The following is a 205-nucleotide window of genomic DNA, read 5'->3' as shown; positions in this document are numbered from 1 at the left end:
CACTTTCGAAGGCTGAAGTCGCCGAGATCATGAAGGCGGCCTATGTCGATTTCGAACCCGCCGGGAAGGAGAGCACGTCAAGCCAGGCCAGGCGTCGCAAGCGTGAGGCCATGGCCGCGCTGGAGCGTATGCCCTCCTCAGTGGTCATTGATCTATTCAAGGGTAATCCGACGTTTAAGGGATCCAAGACCGGCTGGAGTAACCG

Annotated in this window: 1 protein-coding gene; it reads left to right on the top strand. The window is 58.5% G+C overall.

Annotated features, from left to right (window positions below):
- The coding region (locus Q1A75_RS24235; protein ID WP_299593808.1) for a hypothetical protein at positions 1–205 on the top strand (205 nt) is incomplete at both ends.

This window comes from uncultured Tateyamaria sp., from assembly GCF_947504105.1.
Classification (GTDB): domain Bacteria; phylum Pseudomonadota; class Alphaproteobacteria; order Rhodobacterales; family Rhodobacteraceae; genus Tateyamaria.
Note: the sequence above shows the minus strand (reverse complement) of the source record. Positions and strands in the feature narration are given on the sequence as shown.